Raw genomic sequence first — 21,819 nt, forward strand, 5'->3', positions numbered from 1 at the left:
GAGCGGTGCCGGTGCGGTGCAGCCTCAACCCTGATCGTCGCCGGGCCACCAGGTCTTGGCTTCGCGATCGACGAGCAGCGTATCGATATCCTTGCCTTCGAGCCATTTGGGTCGCGGGCCACGGCCCGACCACGAACGGCCGGTCGTCGGATCGTAATACTTGGCTGGCGCCTTGCGTTTTCGCTGGACGATGTAGCCGAGGGCGCTCAGCACTTCCTGCTGCGAGATGCCCAACAACTCGACCTGCTCCTTGAATGCCGCGAGCGCGGCTTGCTTCTCCTTCTGCTTGGCTTCCGACAGCTTGATATTCAGGTCCCGAAGTTGTGCTTCGAGATCCCGCAGAGCCTGGGTCATGTATTCATCCTCTTTGGGCATGTTTTTATTCAAAAAACCTCCGATGGCCGAACCTATCACGAAGTTCCGTCAATCGGTGTTGCGATATGTGACTCGTTGGCCTGGACCTGTAAGACTTTCGAAGTGTGCCGAACGCTACGCCGTCGTCGAAATCCACACGGGATCGGCACGCAACACATGACGCGCCGCGTCCAAGCGCGCGGCGAGCCATCGGTGGCGACCTCCTCGCCACCTGGCGCCGCGCCCGGGCACAGGCGCGGCATGGCGCGAATGATAGCAGTGCGCATCCGTCATGTTCGAGGACTTTTGCGGTCCGGCGCACACTTGCCTGCGCCAGCTGGCGAGCGTCGGCGCTGGTGCAGCGGTTTGCGTGCCGAAGCTGCACGCGTGCGTGTAGTGGATGCAGCGGCGAGTCGCTGCCGCGCGCATCGACTCGCTAGCGGTCGAACGGCCAGTCGAGCGCGAGACACGGGCGCCTGCCGCGCGAGCGGTTCGCTGAACGCGATCGGCGACACACCGACGTCGGCCATGTCATTCAGCATCGTCGCCCGGGTTGCATTGTCGGCGCGGACCGAAGACGGTCGCACGCGGTTCGCAGTCTTGTGAATCCGGCTGCGGAAAATCCGTGCTCGTCGAGTCGCAACGCATGGAACGTGTCGACATCGATATGGATGACGTAACGTTCCACTTCTCCGGGTGACGCGGCAAGAAAGCTGTCGGCCTCGCCCGGAACGGGCACGCGCGAGGTCGCGCGCGCGATCGCATCCGAGACGAAGACACGTCACGATGGGTCCTCTCTTGCTCTCGTGATTTTTCGAATGCGTCAGGGCGTCGGCGAACCGGACACACCGCCACGCGGCCCCGACGCTTCCCGCCAAACGGGAATATTGCGCGGTGGCGTGTCTTGCCTTGCACCGGCGATGAGCGGCCGCTGCCACGCGTTGCGGCATCGCGGTGCGACGCCACACCATGCAACCCGACGCGCTTACGGCAGCCGCGGCGCGTCGCGCAGCACGGCTTGCAGCCCTGTCGCAAACGGCGTCGCATGATCGATCCCGAGTGCGCGCACGCGCGATGCATCCAGGTGACAATCGTACGGACGCGGCGTCGCATCGGCCGGCGAGTCGATCGGCGCGAGCGCCGCGTCGACGCCGAGCGCGGCCGCGATCCGCTGCGCGATGTCGTACTTCGTCATCGGCTCCTCGCCCGACCAATGACGGATGCCCGTGACGGGCGAGCCCGCGAGATGGCGCAGCGTCAGGTCGCGGATGACCGCCGCGACGTCGGGCGTGTAGGTCGGATAGCGGATCGCCCATGCGTCCATCCCGACTGCGTCCGCGCCCGGTCGCGCGGACGCGACGATCGCCGGCACGAGGCTCGTGACGGCCGACTCGCGCCAGTCGACAATCGGGCCGTAGAGCAACGGCAGCCGCAGCACGCAGGCAAGCGGCGATGCGGCGAGCAATGCGGCCTCGCCTTCCAGCTTGGTACGGCCGTAGATGTTCAACGGGTTCGGCGCGGCGTCTTCGCGGTACGGCGCAGCCTTGCCGTCAAATACATAGTCGGTGGAGATGCCGAGCGTCCACGCACCGTAGCGCGCGGCGAGTGCGCCGATGCGGGCCGGTGCGTCGACGTTGATCGCACGCGCGGCCGCGGGGTCGCGTTCACAGACGTCCGGGCGACGTTCGGCAGCACAGATGATCACGGCGGCCGGGCGACGGGTTGCAAAGAGGTGTTCGAGCGCCGGCTGATCGAGCGCGTCGAGCCGGACGACGTTTTCCGGCGGCAAAGCGAGCCGCCGCGCGCCCGCGGTGTCCGGATTGCGGATCGTTCCGATCGGCGTCAGCGACGATTCGCGGGACAGCGATGCGGCAACCGCGCGGCCGAGCAGGCCGGACGCGCCGATGAGAAGGATGGTCGGATGCGACACGGTAGCCAACGATGAAAGGGGATGAGGGCCCCCAATCTATACGAGAACATGCGGCCAATGTCGATTTCGATCGCACGTCGACGAATTGCGATCGATGAAAACAAGGCCCGGTGCGCGATTCCGCGCACCGGGCCCGTCGTGCGGCACGAAGCCTCGCACCCGCTTACTTCCGGTCGAACGAATAGCGCCCCGGCCCGCTCACCGCGAGCAACAGCAGGCCGCCGATGATGCTGATGTTCTTGTAGAAGTTGATCATCGCGAGGTATTGGTCCATGCCCTGCAGCGCCCAGTAGCGATGCCCGATCAACGCGGTCGCGAGCGTATAGACCGCGAACACCAGCGCGAGCGGACGCGTATAGAACCCGACCGCGATCAGCGCGCCGCCGACCAGCTCGACCGCCACCGCGATCACCGCCGACAGCTCGGGCGACGGTGCGCCCGTCGATGCCATGTACGCGACCGTGCCCGAGAAGCCGTTCAGCTTCTGCCAGCCGAACAGCACGAACAGGATCATCATCAGCACGCGAGCCGCCAGCAGCAGCTCGTCCTTCTTCGACTCCAGCGAAACGTAACGCATAGCAATCACCTTGAATTGACGGTTTGACGCATTCGGTGCCGATGGCCGCCGCAACGGCGAACCCACGGATCGGCAACGAACCCGCCTCGCACGATCGAACTGCGGGCCGGCCGGCCCGCTGCCGAAGAATCCGTCCGGTCGCGCCGTCATGGCGCGCTGCGGTGCGGTTCTGGCGAAGCACGGGTGCAGTCTACTGTCTCACCGGAAATCATCAATCCGCCGAAGCAAGATTTGCTGTCGCTATGTAGTGGACAATTGTCACGTAACAAAGACATTATTGCGGCCGGGCACATCGGCCGACGCGCCAGGCTGCCGGATCACATCAAATCGACCGGCAGCGTCTTGTCGAGATTGTCGTGCCATGCGCGAATGGTCTTCGGCACGGTCTTTTTCCACGCCGGCACGCTGGTGTAATAGCGCATCCGCACCTTGTCTTGCGCATCGAACACGAGCAGACCGATCCACAGATCGGTGCCCCGGCGCATCACGATCGCGGCGTTCGTCGTCGCGATGCCGCGTACCCAGTACGACTTCACGCCGGCATTCAGGCCGTCGAGATCCTGTTCGTCCGCGCTGGAATTGACCGTGTCGACGAGCGTCTGATAATCGGCGCCGAGCAGCTTGTGCGCGATCGCGTTCTCCCGCGCATCGGCCAGCACCTTCAGGGTCACGAGATCCGGCGCCTGACTCGCCTGCGCCTTCGACGCCGTCACGTAGTCGCCCGAATACACGACGCCCGCACCGGCGCCGCAATCGGCATCGCCGCCCTGCTGCGCGACCTGCACGCGCCCGCCCTTGCGCCTGAAATCGAGCCGGCATCGATCCTGGCGAAACGTGCCGCTGTCGCCGTGCAGTTCGATATCGCCGCTGAGACCGCCGGTATTCGCGCCGTTGTTGCCGCTCAATTCGAAGTGAAGACGCGGTGCCGTGCCGGTGAACGTCAGCACGCCGCCGAACGACGGGTTCGCGCTGTCGCGATACCACGTCTGCTGCCACCGATCGGGGGCAAGCGGTGTGCCGTTCAGGCTCGCGAGCCGCTCGCGATAGCGGTCGCCGAGGCACGGCGCATCGTTGCCGCAGCGATCGCGCTGCTTGAGCCATTTCAGCTGCGCGGCCTTCAGCGCGGCCGTATCGCCGCCTTTCGCCAGCGCCTTCTTCCACGCAGCCGCCAGTTCGCCGTCGAGCGACGACAGCCCGGCGTCCGCACAGATGGCCTTTTCGGTCGGCGAAGCGGCTTTCGCGCAATCGAAGCCGGCCGCATGCGCGGCCATCGGCGAGATCATAAGCACTGCAAACATCATGACGGATCGCAGATTCGCACGCCGCGCATGCCGGCGGTGAAGCCTGGCTTGCCCTCGCTCGCCCGCGCGAGCATTCGATCGATTCTTCATTGTCATTGGACTGGACTCGTCGTGAATGGCGGTGAGTAGAAGCTACGTGCTCGATGCGATTCGCGGTAAAAACACCCGGCCCGGCATGCACTGCCGGCCGTCGCCTCCGGCGAAGCCTAACGCGAATGCGCGCCACCGATCAATCGTCGCGCGGCACCGCGCGCGAGCGAATGGAAAACCATCCGACACCGGCACACGAGCGCCGAAACGAGACCATCGCCGCGCTCGACGCACGGGCCCGCATGCCGGCCGCCGACGAGGTCACGCCACTCGCCATGCCGCTCGACGAAAGCCGTCGCGACTTCCACCGCGCGCGCAACGTCTCCTTCGCCGGATCAAAAAAACGCCATCCGACGCACACCGCGCCCGCTACCTCCGCCCGCCCAACCGCTCCGCCAGAAACCCGATGAACGTGCGCAGCGTGACGAACCCTTCCCGGTGTTGTGGAAACACCGCGTTCAGCGTGATCGGCGACGGCGCATACGCGTCGAGCACCGGCACGAGCGCGCCGCTGTCGAGCGCCGCGCCGACGATGAAATGCGGCAGCAGCGCGATGCCGAGCCCCGCGATCGCCGCGTCGCGCACGACTTCGCCGTTGTTCGCGACGAGCGGCCCCTGTACGTCGAACGTGCGCGACGCGCCGTCGACCCGGAATTCCCAGCCGACGCGCCGCTCGCGTCCATACATCAGACATGTGTGGCCGGCGAGGTCGGCCGGCGTCGCGGGCGTGCCCTGCCGCTTCAGGTAAGCGGGGCTCGCGCACGCGATCATCTCCCACGCGCCGAGCGGGCGCGCGATCAGCGTCGAATCCTCGAGCGTGCCGATCCGCAGCACGAGATCGAAGCCCTCGCCGATCAGGTCGACCCGCCGGTCGGTCAGGTCGACGTTGAGCCGCACGGCGGGATGCGCGGACAGGAATTCGGCGATCAGTGGCGACACGTGCGTGATCCCGAACGACAGCGGCGCGCTGATCTTCAGCGAGCCGTGCAACTCGGTGCTGCGCACCGACATCGCCTGCTCGGCGTCGGCGACCTCGGCGAGGATCCGCTGCGCGCGCGCATAGAACTCCTGCCCCGATTCCGTGACCGCGAGATTGCGCGTATTGCGATGCAGCAAGCGCACGCCGAGCGCTGCCTCGAGCGCCATCGTGCGCCGGCTCACGAACTGCTTGGACAGCATGAGTTGATCGGCCGCCGCCGTGAAGCTGCCCGCATCGACAGTCGCAACGAAGATCCTCAGGTCGTTGAGTTCCATATTGTCCACTCCAAAGTGACAGTCATTATCTCTACAGCCATTTATTTGTCAAATCGATTGACCTAAGATTCATCTCAACGAACGGCCGGCCCCACTTCCGAGGTCCGGCGACATCCAGGAAAAAATCATGATCGAGACTCGTGCAGCAAACCAACGTGGCCGTGCCGAGCATGGCTGGCTCAGCTCCCGTCACACGTTTTCTTTCGCGAATTACTACGATCCGAAGCAAGTCGGCTTCTCCGACCTGCTGGTGATCAACGACGACCGCGTCGCGCCGGGCCGCGGCTTCGGCACGCACCCGCACCGCGACATGGAAATCCTGTCGTACGTGCTCGATGGCGCGCTGGAGCACAAGGATTCGATGGGCACCGGGTCGGTGATCGTGCCGGGCGATGTCCAGCTGATGAGCGCGGGTACCGGCGTGCGTCACAGCGAGTTCAACCACTCGCACGAGACGCCCGTCCACTTCCTGCAGATCTGGGTCGGGCCGGCCGAGAAAGGTGCCGAGCCGCGCTATCAGCAGACGAACGTCGCGGCAGAGGACAAGCGCGGCAAGCTCACGCCGATCGTGTCGCCCGACGGTAACGGCGGTTCGCTGAGGATCCGCCAGGACACGCGCATCTACGCGGGCCTGTTCGACGGTGACGAACGCGCAACGCTCGAACTCGCACCGGACCGCTTCGCCTACGTGCATGTCGCACGCGGCAGCGTGACGGTCAACGGCGTGACGCTCGGCGAAGGCGACGGCGCACGTATCCGCGACGAGCAGGTGCTGACGTTCGCGGACGGCAAGGATGCCGAAGTGCTGGTATTCGACCTGCGTCCGGTCGAAGTGACGGCCGAGTGGGCATGACGCCCGTTCGGAACATCGGGCCCCGCTGAACGCGGGGCCTTCTTAATCGGAGATTCGCAACATGGCCAAGGTACTCGTTCTCTACTACTCGTCCTACGGGCACATCGAAACGATGGCGCAGCACGTCGCGGAAGGCGCGAAATCGGTGCCCGGCGTCGAGGTCACGCTCAAGCGCGTGCCTGAAACCATTCCCGTCGACCAGGCGAAGGCGATCGGCGTCAAGGTCGACCAGGCCGCACCCGTCGCCACCGTGGACGAACTCGCGGGCTACGACGCGATCATCTTCGGCACGCCGACCCGCTTCGGCAACATGGCCGGCCAGATGCGCACGTTCCTCGACCAGACAGGCGGCCTGTGGATGAAGGGTGCGCTCGTCGGCAAGATCGGCAGCGTGTTCGCTTCGACCGGCACGCAGCACGGCGGCCAGGAAACGACCATCACGTCGTTCCACACGACGCTCCTGCACCACGGGATGGTGATCGTGGGCGTACCCTATGCGTGCAGCGGGCTCGTCAACATGAACGAAATCACGGGCGGCACGCCGTACGGCGCGACCACGCTCGCGGGCGCGGACGGCAGCCGTCAGCCGAGCGCGAACGAACTCGACATCGCGCGCTACCAGGGCAAGCACGTCGCGGAACTCGCCGCGAAGCTCGCGTCGTAACGCGGGTGCCGTCCGTCCCGGAAAGCCCCGGGACCACGGCGCGCACGAGCACGAACGGCGCCGGTCGACCCGGCGCCGTTTTCCGTCGCGCGAACGCCGGCCGTTACTGGCCCGATGCCGGCGCGGCGGGAGCAGCGGGCGCCGCCTTCGTCGCGGGCGCCTTCTCGACCGCGTTCTGCGGATAGTTGCTCTGATCGTTGGTCAGCCGGTAGCCGGTGCCCGTGCCGATCGCCTTCAGGTCCTTCGCGTGGCGCGCGCGGGCCGCCTTGCGGGCTGCCTTCTTCTGCGCCTTGTCGAGCTGCTTCTGCGTCGGTGCGGACGCCGGATCCTGCGCGTATGCCGCCGGCGCGGCGGTCAACAGCAGACCGAACGACGCCGTTACTGCCACTGCCACCGAAACCACGCGAGCCTTCGTCATGGCCGGATCTCCTTGTCGATTGTTGGTTGTGGGTCGAACGCCGGCACGCACGCGACGGACGTCGGCGTGCGACCACGGCGCCGATGCAACGTTAGCCGATCGCTGCGCAAATGTCCGTGCCGGTTCCTGAATTCTCCTGATAACGGCAACGATACATGCGCGGCAGGCGCCCGGCCAGACGGCGCGGCGCACGTGCCATCAGGGAAACCGATAGCATCGCGCGCGGCCAGCACCAGCCGCCGCTCAGATCCAGCGCGACAGCACCGGCAGCAGGATCGGCACGACGAATGCGGTCAGCACGCCGTTCAGCCCCATCCCGAGGCCCGCGAACGCGCCGGCCTCCTCGCTGACCTGGAACGCGCGCGCGGTGCCGATCCCGTGCGACGCGACGCCGAGCGCGAAACCGCGCACCGCCGGCTCCTCGATGCGCAGCGCGTTCAGGATCGCGCGGGCGCACACGGCGCCGAAAATTCCGGTCGAGATCACCAGCACGGCGGTCAGCGACGGAATCCCGCCGATTTCCTGCGCGACGGCCATCGCGATCGGCGTGGTCGCGGATTTCGGCGCAAGCGACGCGATCGTCTGGTGCGACGCGCCAAACAGCGCGGCGATGCCGACCGCCGACACGATCGCGGTCAGCGAGCCCGCCAGCAGCCCGACGAGCAGCGGCACCGCGCTGCGCCGCAACTTCGCCCACTGGCGATACAGCGGCAGCGCCAGCGCAACGGTCGCCGGGCCGAGCAGGAAGTGGACGAACTGCGCGCCCTCGAAATACGTCGGATACGGCGTGTGCGTGATCGTCAGCAGCACGACGATCAGCGCGACCGCGATCAGCACCGGGTTCGCGAGCGGGTTGAAGCGCGCGCGTGCATAGACGGCCTGTGCGAACAGATACGCGACCAGCGTGATGGTCAGGCCCAGCAGCGGGCTCGCGGCGAGATACACCCAGATCGCGCCGAGTTTCGGGAAGGCCGTCATTGCGTGCCCTCCGCAGTACCACCCGTGCGGCGCTGGCGCCGCAGCAGCGCACGCGTGACGAGCGCCGTCACCGCGATCGCGAGCGTCGTGCTCACCGCCAGCGCGACGACGACCGCAACCGCGTCGCCGCGCACGCGATCGGCCGACACCATGATGCCGACGCCGGCCGGCACGAACAGCAGCGACAGATGGCGCAGCAGCTCGAGCGCGGTCGGCTCGATCGCGTCGGCCACCTGCGGGCGCAGCATCACGAAGCCGAACAGCAGCAGCATGCCGATCACCGGGCCCGGCACCGGCAGGCCGAACAGATAGGACACCCCTTCCCCGAGACACTGGAAGGTCAGCAAGACCGCGAACGCCTGCAGCATGAACCGCTCTCCCGAAGGTGGTCGCGATACCGGGCGGCCGCGCGACCGATTTGCCGGCGGCGTGCCGCGCCGACGTGGACGATACGCGCGATCGTATCAACAATGCTCGCAACCAGCCGCGACGGTGCGATCGCACGATCCCGCTTCGACCGTTTCAATCTGGTTGGATCAGGCAAGAGATCGGGAGGAACCGGGCAAGACGAAGGAGCGATAGCGCCGGTCCGGACGCCAGTGGAGCCGCCTTTCACCGCGCCCGTCGGCCGCATGCAGAAACGGCGGGCATGAGCCCGCCGTTTCGTCGTTCGCATTCGAATGCCACCCGCCGCGTTACTTCAGCCGCGTCGCGATTTCATTCGCCAGCGCCTTCGTCGCGGCCTTCGTCGGTGCATCCGCGGCCAGCGCGTTCAACAGACCGAAATCATGGATCGTGCCGTCGTAACGCGTGGTCGTCGCATCGACACCGGCTGCATCGAGCTTGCGGCCGTACGCTTCGCCTTCGTCGCGCAGCACGTCGAACTGCGCGACCTGGATCAGCGCGGGAGGCAGGCCCTTCAACTGCGCGGTGCTCGCGCGCAGCGGCGACGCGTAGATGTCGTTGCGTTGCGCTTCGTTCTTCGTGTAGGCGTCCCAGAACCACTTCATCATCGGCCGCGTCAGGAAGTGACCCTGCTGATACGCGTTGTATGAGCCCGTATTGAAGTTGTGGTCCGTGACGGGCCACATCAGGCCCTGGAAGCGGATCGCGGGGCCGCCCTTGTCCTTCGCCATCAGCGACACCACGGCCGCCATGTTCCCGCCGACGCTGTTGCCGACCACCGCGAGGCGGCTACCGTCGACACCGATCTCCGCGCCGTGCGCGGCCACCCACTTCGTCGCCGCATACGCCTGGTTGATCGCGACCGGGTAATGCGCTTCCGGCGACGGCGTGTAGTTCACGAACACCGCGACGGCGCCCGATTGCACGACGAGATCGCGCACGAGGCGTTCATGCGTCGGGAAGTCGCCGAGAATCCAGCCGCCGCCGTGGAAGAACATGAACACCGGCAGCGTGCCCGTCGCGCCCTGCGGGCGAACGATCGTGATCGGCACCGACAAGCCGTCCTGCTCGATCGTGCGATTCGACACGTCGACGCCTGACAGGTCGACCTTCGCGCCTTTCTGCGCGTCGACGAGCACCTGGCGTGCCTTCGCGGGGCTCAACGTTTCGAGTCCGGGGCCCTTCTGGCCGTTCAGCGCGGCGAGGAACCCGCTCGTCGCCACATCGGGCCGAGCGGCTTCGGCGCCGGCGGCAAATGCGGTGGACGCGATGGACAACGTGGCTGCAACAGCGGTGGCGATCAGCAGCGGCTTGACGATCTTCATGATGAAACTCCCGGGTTCAACCCGATGAATGACGATTAATGGTTCGCAGTGCGATTGATCAGGCGAGCGTGAGCGTGACATCGATGTTGCCGCGCGTCGCGTTCGAGTACGGGCAGACGATGTGCGCGCGGTCGATCAGCGTTTGCGCGGTCTCGCGATCGAGGCCCGGCAACGAAATCTTCAGTTCGACTTCGATGCCGAAGCCGTTCGGGATCGCGCCGATACCAACGCTGCCTTCGATGGCGGCGTCCGCGGGGATCGCGATCTTGTCGCGGGCCGCGACGAACTTCATCGCGCCGATGAAGCACGCGCTATAGCCGGCCGCGAACAGTTGCTCGGGATTCGCGCCTGCGCCGCCCGCGCCGCCAAGTTCGCGCGGCGTGGTCAGCTTCAGGTCCAGGCCGCTTTCGGGCACCGTGGCACGGCCGTCGCGGCCGCCGGTGGCTTTTGCATGGGCGCGGTACAACACTTTTTCGATCGACATGACAGACTCCTTTTCAACCAGTGAGTGAAACAGCCTTCCAACCCGGGGACCGCGTACCGAAAGCCTTGCCGCCGGCATCACGCTTGTTTATCTACTCATAGATAGATAAACATCCCCAAAAAATGCAGGCGGTCGATCCACCTGCTCCGATAATCTATCTACCAAAAGATAGACAGCAAAACCCGACAAAAGGCGGCGAACCGCCTGACTGCTCGCCCCGCCCGTCAGGACCGGACTTTCCAGACGGCCTCGACATCCTCGAGACGCGCCCTGGTGTGAAACAGCCGACTGGCCAGCACGCTGCCCTGGAACGCCGCGTACAACGTGCGCGCCGCCGTTTCGGGCTTGCCGCTGAACTGCAGCGTGCGTTCCTTCGCGCCCTGCGCCAGCAATTCCGCAAGCCAGTTCTCGTTGGCCTTGAAAAACGCCTGCACGGCCTGCCGCACGTTCTCCGGCAACGATTCGATGTCGGCCGCGAGCATCCCGCACAGGCAAATCTGGTTGCCGTCGCCGAGCGTCCGGCCGAACAGTTTCGTGTACAGGCTCAACTTCACGTCGGCCGGCAGCGCCGGATCGATCGCCCGCATGGCCGCGAGGACTTCGTCGCTGTAGGCCGCCACCGCTTCCAGCACGAGGTCGTCCTTCGACGGGAAGTAGTAGTGGATGCTCGACGTCTTCACGCCCACCAGGTCGGACAGGTCTCGATAGCTGAAGCCGTTGTAACCGCGCAGCATCATCAGCGTGATCGCGTGGTCGAGAATCTGTTCGCGGACGGTCGGTTTCGTTTCCATGGATCGAACTTTATCTACTCATAGATAGATAGTCAAGGACTTTTTATGAGGTGGAAGGGTAAGGCCTCGAAACCCCGGGCGCGGTCACACCCGCCCCGCCCAGCCGCGGCTGCTTACAACCGGCCTGCGGCCCAATCGAATCAATGCGACACTCCCAGCCAGGCGACGCGACCACGACGCAATCGTCGGTTGGTCGAATGTGCGCGCCAGCGCCCCGATATCTCGTCGCATCCGGCACCTGCATCACGGGTCCGTCCACTTCGCCGGACCGAATAAGGAGAACAGTTGATGTATTCGTGGTTCGAACGGCGCCTGCCGACTTTCCCGCTCGAAGATCCCGTCACGCCGCCGAGGGGATTCTTCTCGTTCGTCTGGGCGTGCACGAAAGGCGCGCGGGGCTGGATCCTGCTGATCGCGCTGACTTCGGCCGCGCTGGCCGCGTACGAAGCCGCGCTGTTCGCGATGATGGGGCGCGTGGTCGACTGGCTGTCGTCCGCGACACCGGCGGAATTCGGCGGCCGACACTTCGGCACGCTCGCTGGCTTCGCGGCGATCCTTGCCAGCAGCGCATTGCTGATCGCGCTGCATACGATGGTCAAGCACCAGGTGCTCGCGATCAACTTCCCGATGCGGCTGCGCTGGCTGTTTCACCGGCTGATGCTCGACCAGAGCCTGTCGTTCTATGCGAACGAGTTCGCCGGCCGCGTGACGACCAAGATCATGCAGACCGCGCTTGCCGTGCGCGATGCGCTGTTCATGTCGGTCGACGTCGTGATCGGCGTCGCAGCGTACCTGATCGGCATCCTCGCGCTCGCGGCGAGCTTCGACTGGCGGCTGATGATTCCGCTCGCGCTGTGGGCGCTCGGCTACGGCGCGGCCTGCGCGTATTTCGTGCCGCGCCTGGGTGCCGTCGGCAGCCGGCAAGCCGACGCACGCGCGCTGATGACGGGCCGCATCACCGATGCGTATTCGAACATCACGACCGTGAAGCTCTTCTCGCACACGCGGCGGGAAGCCGACCACGCACGCCGCGCGATGGAGGCGTTCAAGGCGACCGGCGACGCGCAGATGCGGCTCGTCAGCGCGTTCGAGGTCGTCAACCATCTGCTGTCGACGCTGCTGCTGGTCGGCTCGGCCGGCCTCGCGTTGTATCTGTGGATGCATGGCGAAGCGAGCGCGGGCGTCGTCGCGGCCGTGATCGCGATGGCGCTGCGCCTGTCGAGTTATTCGCACTGGATCATGTGGGAGATGACCGAACTGTTCGAGAACGTCGGCACGATCCAGGACGGCATCAACACGCTGACGAAGGTGCGCAGCGTGGTCGACGCACCCGACGCGAAGGCGCTCGTCGTGCAACGCGGCGGTATCGTGTTCGACAACGTGCGCTTCGCGCACGAGGACAACGAGCGCGCGGTGTTCGACGGGCTGAACCTGACGATCCGGCCGGGCGAGCGGATCGGCCTGATCGGCCGCTCGGGCGCCGGCAAGTCGACGCTCGTGAACCTGCTGCTGCGCTTCTACGACGTGGACGGCGGCGCGATCCGGATCGACGGGCAGGACATCGCGCACGTGACGCAGGACAGCCTGCGCGCGGCGATCGGGATGGTCACTCAGGATACGTCACTGCTGCACCGGACGATGCGCGAGAACATCCTGTATGGTCGCCCCGACGCGACCGAGCGCGAGATGCACGACGCGGCCGTGCGCGCGGAAGCGTCCGACTTCATCGAGCGGCTGCGCGACCGGCACGGGCGCAGCGGCTATGACGTCGAGGTCGGCGAGCGCGGCGTGAAGCTGTCGGGCGGCCAGCGGCAGCGCGTCGCGATCGCGCGCGTGATGCTCAAGGACGCGCCGATCCTCGTGCTCGACGAAGCGACCAGCGCGCTCGACTCCGAAGTCGAGATCGCGATCCAGCGCAGCCTCGACGGCCTGATGAGCGGCAAGACGGTCATCGCGATTGCACACCGGCTGTCGACGATCGCGGCGATGGACCGGCTGATCGTGCTCGACGAGGGGCGCATCGTCGAGGAAGGCACGCACCAGCAACTGCTTCAGGCTGGCGGCATCTATGCGGCGCTGTGGGCGCACCAGAGCGGCGGGTTTCTCGGCGAAACGGCGGAGGCGGAAGGCGCGGAGCAGTAAGCCGCTCCACGATACGTGCAACGCGCGGCCTCGTTGCCGGGGCCACGCGCCGCACCCGACACTACAACCGCACGATCGTCGATTTCAGCTCGGTGTACTTGTCGAGCGCATGCAGCGACTTGTCGCGACCGTTGCCCGACTGCTTGTAGCCGCCGAACGGGAAGTTCATGTCGTCGCTGCCGTCGCCGTAGCAGTTGACCCACACGGTGCCCGCCCGCAGGCGCCGCGCAAGCCGGTGCGCAGTCGCGAGGTCGGCCGACCACACGGCCGCGGCCAGCCCGTACTCGGTGTCGTTGGCAATGCGAATGGCCTCGTCGACGTCGTCGAACACGATCACCGACAGCACGGGCCCGAAGATTTCCTCGCGCGCAATCTTCGCATCGGGCTTCACCTCGAAGACCGTCGGCTCGACGTAGAAGCCGCCCGTCTCCTCCTTCACACGTGTACCGCCCGTGACGAGCCTGCCTTCGCTGCGCCCCGCCTCGATATAGCCGAGCACGCGTTCGAGCTGGATGCCGTCGACGATCGCGCCCATCGTCACCGAGGGATCGAGCGGATGCCCGGGCGCGAAACGCCGCGATGCTTCGACCAGTTTCGCGACGAATACATCCTTGATGTCGCGATGCACGAGCAAACGCGAGCCGGCCGTACACACTTCGCCCATGTTGAAGAAGATCGCGTCGGCAGCGGCCTGCGCGGCGCGGTCGAGATCGGGGCAATCGGGAAGCACGATGTTCGGCGACTTGCCGCCCAGTTCGAGCCATACGCGCTTCAGGTTCGACTGCGCGGCGCACGCCATGATCTGCTGGCCCGTGCGCGTCGACCCGGTAAATGCGATGCAATCGACATCGCGATGCAGCGCGAGCGCCCTGCCCGGCTCCGCGCCGCCCGGCACGACGCTGAACACGCCGGGCGGCACGCCCGCGTCGCATGCGAGCTGCGCGACGCGGATCGCGGTCAACGGCGATTTCTCCGACGGCTTCAGCACCACGCTGTTGCCCGCCGCGAGCGCCGGCGCGAACTTCCACGCGGCCATCAGCAGCGGGAAATTCCACGGCACGACCGCCGCGACGACGCCGATCGGCTCGCGCGTGACGAGCCCGACGAGATGATGGTCCGCCGGCACGACCTCGCCGCCGACCTTGTCGATCGCTTCCGCATACCACTCGACGCAATGCGCGGCGGCCGGCACGTCGATCGCTGTGGTGTCGGCGATCGGCTTGCCGGTGTCGAGCGTCTCGAGCAGCGCGAGTTCGTCGAGATGCTCGCGCATCAGCGCGGTCCAGCGCTGCAAAACGGCTTTCCGGACGCGCGGGTTCATGCCGGCCCAGACCCGCGCGTCGAACGCGCGGCGCGCAGCCGCGACCGCTGCGTCGACATCGTCGCCGCCGCAATCGGCCACGTGCCCGAGCACGCGGCCATCGATCGGGCTCACGCAGGCGAAGGTCGCGCCGGCGTGCGCGTCACGCGCTTCGCCGTCGATGAACGCGCGCCCTTCGATCCGCAACACGGCCGCGCGGGCCTGCCAGTCTTCGTATGTCCGTTGATTCATTCGTACTCCCATGAAAAGTCGTGCATCACGAACCGGTGACCGGATCGATCGGCGTGAAGATCCCCGCGCGCGCCTCGATCGCCTCGCCCGCGGCAAGACACAGCGCCTCCTGGAAGCGTCCGGCGACGAGCTGCACGCCGGTCGGCACGCCGTCGCGAATGCCGGTCGGCACCGACAGCCCCGGCAGCCCGAGCAGCGCGGTCGCAAGCAGTGGCCCCTGCCGGCCGATGATCTCGCGCATCGCGTCGTCACCACGCTGGTCGGCGTCGATCTCGAACGGCTGCGCGCACGACACGGGCATCAGCAGCAGCGGATAGCGCGTAAAGAACTGCTGCCAGTCGCGCAGCAGCGCGGTGCGCCGCGCGAGGCCGTTCATGTAGGCGGCGAGATCCAGCGGCGCCGCGAGATTGCGCTGGCTCGCGAACGCGGTGCGGATCGCCGCGTCGCCGTGCTGCATGATCACGTCGCCGAGCCCGCTGCGCGCTTCGTTGGTCACGAGGTCGAGCCACAGTTCGCACGCTTCGGCGATCCGCGGCGGTTCCGCTTCCTCGACGATGCAGCCGGTGTCCTCGAGCCAGCGCGCGGCCTGCCGGATCGCGTCGACGACCACCGGATCGGACGGCACGCCCGGCAGCGCCGTGCACACGGCCACGCGCGCGGGGAACGCGGCCTCGCGCGCGACCGGCGCGACCGGCGCGACCGGCATCCACCATGCGTCGCTCGCGTCGCCGGCCGCCATCGCATCGAGCGCAAGACGCAGGTCGCCGACCGTGCGCGCGAGCGGCCCCTGCACGGATGCGAGCTGCACCGCGAGCGTGCGGTCCTTCGACTGCGTCGGGTTGTACGCAGGGACGCGCCCGGTGCTCGGCCGCAGCCCGGCGACACCGCACGCATACGCCGGGTACCGGATCGAACCGCCCAGGTCGTTGCCATGCGCGATCGCGCCGATGCCGGCGGCCACCGCCGCGGCTGCGCCGCCGCTGGAACCGCCCGGCGTCAGCGCCGGATTCCACGGATTCGACGTGCGGCCGTGCAATTCGTTGTCGGTAAACCAGCGATACGAAAACGCCGGCGCGTTGCTGCGCCCGATCACGATCGCACCGGCCTTGCGCAGGTTCGCGGTCACCGGGCTGTCCTCGTGTGCGACCAGGTCCGAAAACGCGCGCACGCCGTTGGTCGTCGCGCATCCGGCCGTGTCGACGTTGATCTTCACGGTCACCGGCACACCGTGCAGCGGGCCGAGCGGCGCGCCGCGCGCAATCGCTGCATCGGCATCGGATGCCGCCTGCAACGCGCTGTCGGCCATGACGTCGACGATCGCGTTGATGACGGGGTTCACCTGTTCAAGCCGCTGCAGGCAGCTGCGCGTGAGTTCCGTCGCCGACACGTCGCGCCGTGCGACATGCGCGGCCATCTCGGCCGCACTGAGACGCCACAATTCCTGAGTCATGGGTTGCTCCTCGTTGATCTCGATAGTTGTCGCAAGCCGGCCGCGCATTACGCGCGCGGCTGGTCGGCCTGCGGTGAATGCGACGCATAGACCTTGCGGCACGTTTCGACGACTTCCCACGTGCCGCGAAAACCCGGCGGGATCACGAACCGGTCGCCGGCGCGCAGCACGCGCTCGCGGCCGTCCGCATCGCGCACGATCGCGACGCCGCTCAGCATTTCGCAATACTCCGATTCGTCGTAGTCGATCGTCCAGCGGCCGGGCGTGCATTCCCAGATTCCGCAACTGAACTGTCCGCACGGGCTGATGTAGTGATGCGACAGCGTCTGCATCGGGTTGCCGTCGAGCAGCAGCCCGCTCGGCACGCGGCTCTGCGTGAGCTTCGCCGGCGCCCGCATCAGGTCGACGAGATTCGTGATGTTGGTCATGTTTGCCTCCAGGGCATGAGTAGTTCGAAATGTTGCGGTGCCGCGCGGCCGGACGAGGCGGCCCACGCGGGTCAGAGCAGGTCCATCGCGCGGTGCCACGCCATCGCGAGCGCCAGCATGGGCGTGCGAAGCAGTTGTCCGCCCGGGAAGTCGCGATGGCGAATCCGCCCGAACAGGTCGAAGCGCGCAGCCTGTGCGTCGATCGCTTCCGCGATCAGCCGCCCCGCGAGGCCGGTCACGTTGACGCCATGCCCGGAGAAGCCCTGCGCGAAATACACGGTCGGCTCGAGCCGGCCGAAATGCGGCGCGCGATTCATCGTCGCGTCGATCAGGCCTCCCCACGCATAATCGACCCGCACGTCGGCAAGCTGCGGAAACGTCTTCAGCATGTCGCGCCGCATCGCGGCCGCGAGGTCGCGCGGCGTGTTTGTCGAGCTGCTGGCCTTGCCGCCCCACAGCAGCCGGCGGTCGCGCGTCAGCCGGAAATAGTCGAGCGCCGAATTGCAGTCGCAGATCGCCGCGTCGGCCGGCATCGTCTCGGCCGCGCGCGTGTCGCCGAGCGGCTCCGTCGCGATCACGTAAGTCGCCACCGGAATGATCTTGCGCGCGAGCGCCGGCGCTAGCTGCCCGAGGTATGCATTGCCCGCCAGCACGACGTAGCGGGCGTCCACGTTCCCGTGCGCGCACCTGACGCGGTGGTACGGCGCGGCACGCTCGAGCGCGAGCGCGGGCGTGTCCTCGTGGATCGTCACGCCGGCCTCGCGTGCCGCCCGCGCGAGGCCGAGGGTGTAGTTCAGCGGGTGCAGGTGGCCGCTGCCGTCGTGACGCAGGCCGCCGACGTAACGGTCCGAGGCGACGAAGTGCTGCATGTCGGCACGCTCGACGATTTCGTAGCCGCGATAGTCGAAGCGGCTTGCCGCGGTATCGCGCCATTTGCGCAGCGCATCGAGATGGCGCGGCTTGTTCGCGGCAATCAGGTAACCAAACGTCAGGTCGCAATCGATGCCGTGCCGCTCGACCCGCTGCCTGACGATATCGACCGACTCCAGCCCCATCGCCCACACGCGCCGCACGTCGTCGTCCGGCAGGTACGCCGAGAACGTATCGATGTCGCACGCGTACCCGGCAATCAACTGGCCGCCGTTGCGCCCGCTCGCGCCCCAGCCGATCTTCGACGCCTCGACGAGCACGACCGAATGGCCGCGTTCGGCGAGATCGAGCGCCGCGGACAGGCCGGTGAGCCCGCCACCGATCACGCAGACGTCGGCGGTCACGCCCCCGTCGAGCTGCGGATGGTGCACACGGCTGTTGACCGTCGCTGCATAGTACGACTGAACATGTTGCTGGTTTTTGAACTTGAGCATGAGTGAGACTCGCGAATGGCGTCGCGTCAGAATGCGTAGATGAGTTGGGTCGCGAGCAGGTCGTTCGACTTCGCATACGACCCGTCGTGACGCAGGAAGACCTTGTTGCTCGCCCAGTCGTGCCGGTATTCGACCTTCACCGTCACCTGCTGGGTCGGGTAGAACAGCAGGTCGAACGCGGCGGCCTGCCGCGTCGCGCCCTTGCACTCGAAGCCGACGCCGCCGTTCGTCTTCGACAGCGCAAGGCAGTCCGCGTCGATGCCGAAGCCGTTGTTCGGATCCATCCCGTTGCCGTTCAGGCCGATCGACGAACCGCCGCCGCCGTTCTTCCGGTTCACGAGCAGGTCATAGCGCAGCGTCGCGCCCATCCGGCCGATCACCGGCGCGTTGAACTTGCGGTGCGCGAGCAGCGACAGCCCGAACCACTGCGCAAGCCCGCCGTTGAACGCACCGTGCTGCTGCTGGCCATAGTCGATCTCAGCGTTGTACTGCGCGTCGGCGAGCGTGTAGGTTGCGTCGGCTTCGCCGAAGAAGAACGCGCCGTACGCGCTCGGCGCGTTGCCGCCGACGCCGTAACGCACGTTGCCGGTCGCCGGATCGATCGCGCTCGGCAGCGTCTGGCGGCCGATGTTGATCGAGCCGCCGATATCGAGCGCGCTGCCGTGCATGTAGTCGACGCGCGCGGTGAAGGTCGGCACCTTGTTGCTCGTCGTAATCGGGTCGCCGAGCGCGTTGACGCCCGTCTGCGTAACCGCGCCCGCGCTGCGGAACTGCTCGTTGCCGACGAAGAACTTCCACGCCCAGTGGCCGTCCGCGCTCTGGTAGTTGATGCCCGCGCCGATCGACGAACCGGGGTCGGAGAAATCGTACAGCAGATTGTGCGTGAGCGTGAGCATCTGGTTCGACTGCTGGTACTCGTAGCCGCCGAAGCCGAGCACGAGGCCGCCGACGAACGCCGTCGTGCCCGACAGCGGCACCGTGACGACCGCCGTGTTCACGATGTCGAGCCCGCCCGCGCCGCTGCCAGTCATCATCGCCAGGCCCGCGCCGCGGTTCGGCATCAATGTGATTTCCGCGGACGGCGCGGTCGGGCCAACGCCAAATGTCTTCTTGATGTCGAGGAATACGTCGCCGAACGTGCTGTTGTAGTACGTATATGCGTTCTCATGGTTCGCGAACTGGAACGACGACGTGCCGGCGCCGCGGTTGTACACGTAGGTCGGGTCGAGGTAGCCGGTCACCGACAGCCCTGCAATCGGGCCCGTGCGCGCCGCGTCGGTCAGCGAGTCGACCTTCAGTTGCTGGTTCGCGACCTGCTGGCGGATTTCCGTCACGTCGTCGTTGGTCAGCAGGGCCTGCGCCTGCCCGTAGCCGGGCGCCGACGCGTCGGCGGCGGCCGCGCCGGTCGCTACTGGCGCTGCGTTGGATGCAGCCGGCACGCCCCCCGGTTTCGCGGCGAGTTGCGATTGCATCGCGCTCATCTGCCGCTGCAGCACGGCGAGTTGCTGCTGCAGCGCCCTGATCTGGTCGGCGCTCGAGTTCGCAAGGGCGAGCCCCGGCAGCGCACCGGCGATCAGCGCGCACAGATGCTTCTTCTTCATGGAAAGTCTCCTGGTCGTTCTTCACTTCACGGGATGCGGTGCGGGGGCGTGCCGGGGGTGCGCGGCCGACGGGCGCGCAGGCGCCGAAGCGGCCGGTGACGCAGGCGCATCCGGCGTGGACGCCGCATGCCACCTACGCGCATCGCGCGCCTGCCGCCGCTCGCGGGCCAGCATCGTGCGGTTCACGACGACGACGCCGATCGTCACGACCGAGATGAACACCGTTGCGAGCGCATTCATTTCCGGATTCAGACCGAGCCGCACGCGCGAGAACACGACGAGCGGCAGCGTCGTCGAACCGGGGCCCGACAGGAACGCGGACAGGATCACGTCGTCGATCGACACCGTGAACGCGAGCAGCCAGCCTGACACCAGCGCCTGCGCGATCAGCGGCAGCGTAATCACGAAGAACACTTTCCACGGCCTCGCGCCGAGGTCGAGCGCGGCTTCCTCGATCGAGCGGTCGAGCGCCTTCACACGCGACTGCACGATCACCGCGACGAACGACAGGCACAGCATCACGTGGCCGATCCAGATCGTCAGCCAGCCGCGCCCGGCCGGCCAGCCGAAGGTCTGCTGCATCGCGACGAACAGCAGCAGCAACGAGATGCCCTGGATCACTTCGGGAATCACCAGCGGCGCGTTGATCATCGCCGCGTAGAGCGTGAAGCCGCGAAAGCGCCCCATGCGGGCCAGCACGAAGCCGGCCCACGTGCCGATCGCGACCGACGCAGTGGCCGTCAGCAACGCGATCTTCAGCGACAGCCACGCGGCCGCGAGCAGTTCGCCGTCGTGTAGCAGCGCGCCGTACCACTTCAGCGAGAAGCCCGACCACACCGTCACCAACTTCGACTCGTTGAACGAATAGACGACGAGACTGACGATCGGCACGTACAGGAACAGGAAGCCCACGCCCAGCACGCACGCGGACAGGATGCGATTCGCGCGCGTCATTTCTGCGCCTCCGCTTCGGTCTGGCTGTAATGGAGCAGCGCCATCGGCACGAGCAGCAGCAGCACCATCGTCACCGTCACGGCGGACGCCATCGGCCAGTCCATGTTGTTGAAGAACTCGTCCCACATCACGCGGCCGAGCATCAGCGTGTTCGCGCCGCCGAGCAGTTCGGGAATCACGTACTCACCCACTGCCGGGATGAACACGAGCAGGCTGCCCGCGACGATGCCGTTCTTCGACAGCGGCAACGTGATGCGCCAGAACGCGGACCACGGCGTCGCGCCGAGATCGTTGGCGGCCTCCAGCAGCGTGAGGTCCATCTTCACGAGGTGCGCGTACAGCGGCATCACCATGAACGGGAGATACGAATAGACCATGCCGATGTAGACGCCCGCGTCGGTGTGATATAGGCGCAGCGGCGTCGCGATCACGCCGAGTCCCGCCAGCGTGCGATTCAGCAGCCCGTCGTCCTTCATGATCCCGACCCACGCATACACGCGGATCAGGAACGACGTCCAGAACGGCAGCATCACGGCCATCATCAGCAGGTTGCGGCGGGCCGGCGCCGAGCGCGCGATGCAATACGCGATCGGATAGCCGGCCAGCAGGCACATCAGCGTCGACGCGGCGGCCATCTTCAGCGAGCTGACGTAGGTTTTCAGGTACAGGTCGTCCTGCAGCAGCAGCGCGTAATGCTTCAGCGACAGCGCGACCTGCACCGTGCCGGCCTCCAGCCGCGCGAGCGCGGTGTACGGCGGAATGCCGAGCATCTGGTCGGCGAAGCTGATCTTCAGCACCAGCACGAACGGCAGCGCGAAGAAGACCACGAGCCACACGAACGGCACGCCGATCGCGATGCCGCGGCCCGACGGCAGGAAGCGCGACAGCGCGGCGAAGCGGCTGC

Annotated in this window: 22 protein-coding genes; 4 read left to right on the top strand and 18 right to left on the bottom strand. The window is 66.8% G+C overall.

Going from position 1 to position 21,819, the window contains the following annotated elements:
* Positions 1-24: 24 nt before the first annotated feature.
* The 4 genes from DIE11_RS32090 to DIE11_RS32110 all read right to left on the bottom strand — a co-directional run bounded on the left by DIE11_RS32090 (position 25) and on the right by DIE11_RS32110 (position 4,162).
* On the bottom strand, positions 25-354 hold the full coding sequence (locus tag DIE11_RS32090) for an H-NS family nucleoid-associated regulatory protein (RefSeq protein ID WP_124629457.1): 330 nt from the start codon (positions 352-354) through the stop codon (positions 25-27).
* A gap of 985 nt (positions 355-1,339) precedes the next feature.
* The gene (locus DIE11_RS32100; protein WP_124629458.1) at positions 1,340-2,284 is read right to left on the bottom strand and encodes an SDR family oxidoreductase; all 945 of its coding nucleotides are present in this window, start codon (positions 2,282-2,284) and stop codon (positions 1,340-1,342) included.
* 163 nt (positions 2,285-2,447) lie between these two features.
* Positions 2,448-2,861, bottom strand: coding sequence for a DoxX family protein (locus DIE11_RS32105; protein WP_059449243.1), 414 nt, complete (start codon positions 2,859-2,861; stop codon positions 2,448-2,450).
* A gap of 317 nt (positions 2,862-3,178) precedes the next feature.
* Positions 3,179-4,162, bottom strand: a complete 984-nt coding sequence (locus tag DIE11_RS32110) for a lysozyme inhibitor LprI family protein (RefSeq protein WP_409364594.1) — start codon at positions 4,160-4,162, stop codon at positions 3,179-3,181.
* A 215-nt stretch (positions 4,163-4,377) separates the two neighbouring features.
* On the opposite strand from DIE11_RS32110, the gene DIE11_RS32115 reads away from it, so the two are divergent.
* Positions 4,378-4,662 carry a hypothetical protein gene (locus DIE11_RS32115; protein ID WP_124629460.1) on the top strand — a complete coding sequence of 95 codons (285 nt, stop codon included), beginning with the start codon at positions 4,378-4,380 and terminating at the stop codon, positions 4,660-4,662.
* Here DIE11_RS32115 and DIE11_RS32120 read toward each other — a convergent pair.
* On the bottom strand, positions 4,622-5,506 hold the full coding sequence (locus DIE11_RS32120; protein ID WP_124629461.1) for a LysR family transcriptional regulator: 885 nt from the start codon (positions 5,504-5,506) through the stop codon (positions 4,622-4,624). The two genes, DIE11_RS32115 and DIE11_RS32120, sit on opposite strands and share 41 nt — an antisense overlap.
* Before the next feature lie 127 nt (positions 5,507-5,633).
* Here DIE11_RS32120 and DIE11_RS32125 point away from each other — a divergent pair, with 127 nt between their 5' ends.
* Entirely contained in the window at positions 5,634-6,359 is a 726-nt protein-coding gene (locus DIE11_RS32125; RefSeq protein ID WP_124629462.1) for a pirin family protein, read from the top strand.
* Positions 6,360-6,420: 61 nt separating this feature from the next.
* Complete coding sequence (wrbA, locus tag DIE11_RS32130) at positions 6,421-7,023, top strand: NAD(P)H:quinone oxidoreductase (protein WP_059600705.1); 603 nt, start codon at positions 6,421-6,423, stop codon at positions 7,021-7,023.
* A gap of 103 nt (positions 7,024-7,126) precedes the next feature.
* Here wrbA and DIE11_RS32135 read toward each other — a convergent pair whose 3' ends face one another.
* The 6 genes from DIE11_RS32135 to DIE11_RS32160 all read right to left on the bottom strand — a co-directional run bounded on the left by DIE11_RS32135 (position 7,127) and on the right by DIE11_RS32160 (position 11,424).
* Positions 7,127-7,441 (bottom strand): hypothetical protein, encoded by a 315-nt coding sequence (locus tag DIE11_RS32135; protein ID WP_124629463.1) that lies wholly within the window; start codon positions 7,439-7,441, stop codon positions 7,127-7,129.
* Positions 7,442-7,684: 243 nt separating this feature from the next.
* A complete protein-coding gene (locus DIE11_RS32140; protein WP_124629464.1) occupies positions 7,685-8,419 on the bottom strand; it encodes an LrgB family protein in 735 nt (244 codons plus the stop codon).
* Entirely contained in the window at positions 8,416-8,787 is a 372-nt protein-coding gene (locus DIE11_RS32145) for a CidA/LrgA family protein (RefSeq protein ID WP_059600713.1), read from the bottom strand. The genes DIE11_RS32140 and DIE11_RS32145 overlap by 4 nt, the downstream gene beginning before the upstream one ends.
* 327 nt (positions 8,788-9,114) lie before the next feature.
* Positions 9,115-10,149: an alpha/beta hydrolase gene (locus DIE11_RS32150; protein WP_124629465.1), complete on the bottom strand. Its 1,035-nt coding sequence runs from the start codon at positions 10,147-10,149 to the stop codon at positions 9,115-9,117.
* A gap of 58 nt (positions 10,150-10,207) precedes the next feature.
* Positions 10,208-10,633: an organic hydroperoxide resistance protein gene (locus DIE11_RS32155; protein WP_059449252.1), complete on the bottom strand. Its 426-nt coding sequence runs from the start codon at positions 10,631-10,633 to the stop codon at positions 10,208-10,210.
* Positions 10,634-10,857: 224 nt separating this feature from the next.
* The gene (locus DIE11_RS32160; protein ID WP_059684599.1) at positions 10,858-11,424 is read right to left on the bottom strand and encodes a TetR/AcrR family transcriptional regulator; all 567 of its coding nucleotides are present in this window, start codon (positions 11,422-11,424) and stop codon (positions 10,858-10,860) included.
* Positions 11,425-11,712: 288 nt separating this feature from the next.
* Here DIE11_RS32160 and DIE11_RS32165 point away from each other — a divergent pair, with 288 nt between their 5' ends.
* Positions 11,713-13,566: an ABC transporter ATP-binding protein gene (locus tag DIE11_RS32165; protein ID WP_124629466.1), complete on the top strand. Its 1,854-nt coding sequence runs from the start codon at positions 11,713-11,715 to the stop codon at positions 13,564-13,566.
* 61 nt (positions 13,567-13,627) lie between these two features.
* On the opposite strand, the gene DIE11_RS32170 is transcribed toward DIE11_RS32165, so the two are convergent.
* The 7 genes from DIE11_RS32170 to DIE11_RS32200 all read right to left on the bottom strand — a co-directional run.
* A complete protein-coding gene (locus DIE11_RS32170) occupies positions 13,628-15,118 on the bottom strand; it encodes an aldehyde dehydrogenase (protein ID WP_124629467.1) in 1,491 nt (496 codons plus the stop codon).
* Between the two features lie 25 nt (positions 15,119-15,143).
* The gene (locus tag DIE11_RS32175; RefSeq protein ID WP_124629468.1) at positions 15,144-16,568 is read right to left on the bottom strand and encodes an amidase family protein; all 1,425 of its coding nucleotides are present in this window, start codon (positions 16,566-16,568) and stop codon (positions 15,144-15,146) included.
* 47 nt (positions 16,569-16,615) lie between these two features.
* Positions 16,616-16,996, bottom strand: coding sequence for a cupin domain-containing protein (locus tag DIE11_RS32180; RefSeq protein ID WP_124629469.1), 381 nt, complete (start codon positions 16,994-16,996; stop codon positions 16,616-16,618).
* 71 nt (positions 16,997-17,067) lie between these two features.
* Positions 17,068-18,360: an FAD-binding oxidoreductase gene (locus tag DIE11_RS32185; protein WP_124629470.1), complete on the bottom strand. Its 1,293-nt coding sequence runs from the start codon at positions 18,358-18,360 to the stop codon at positions 17,068-17,070.
* A gap of 26 nt (positions 18,361-18,386) precedes the next feature.
* Positions 18,387-19,961, bottom strand: a complete 1,575-nt coding sequence (locus tag DIE11_RS32190) for a DUF3138 family protein (RefSeq protein WP_124629471.1) — start codon at positions 19,959-19,961, stop codon at positions 18,387-18,389.
* Between the two features lie 21 nt (positions 19,962-19,982).
* Complete coding sequence (locus DIE11_RS32195; protein ID WP_124629472.1) at positions 19,983-20,915, bottom strand: ABC transporter permease subunit; 933 nt, start codon at positions 20,913-20,915, stop codon at positions 19,983-19,985.
* Positions 20,912-21,819 (bottom strand): ABC transporter permease subunit (locus DIE11_RS32200; protein WP_260437230.1); only part of this gene is annotated, 908 nt, incomplete at its 5' end. The genes DIE11_RS32200 and DIE11_RS32195, both read right to left, overlap by 4 nt.

The organism is Burkholderia sp. Bp9012 (assembly GCF_003853825.1).
In the GTDB taxonomy this organism is placed as follows: domain Bacteria; phylum Pseudomonadota; class Gammaproteobacteria; order Burkholderiales; family Burkholderiaceae; genus Burkholderia; species Burkholderia diffusa.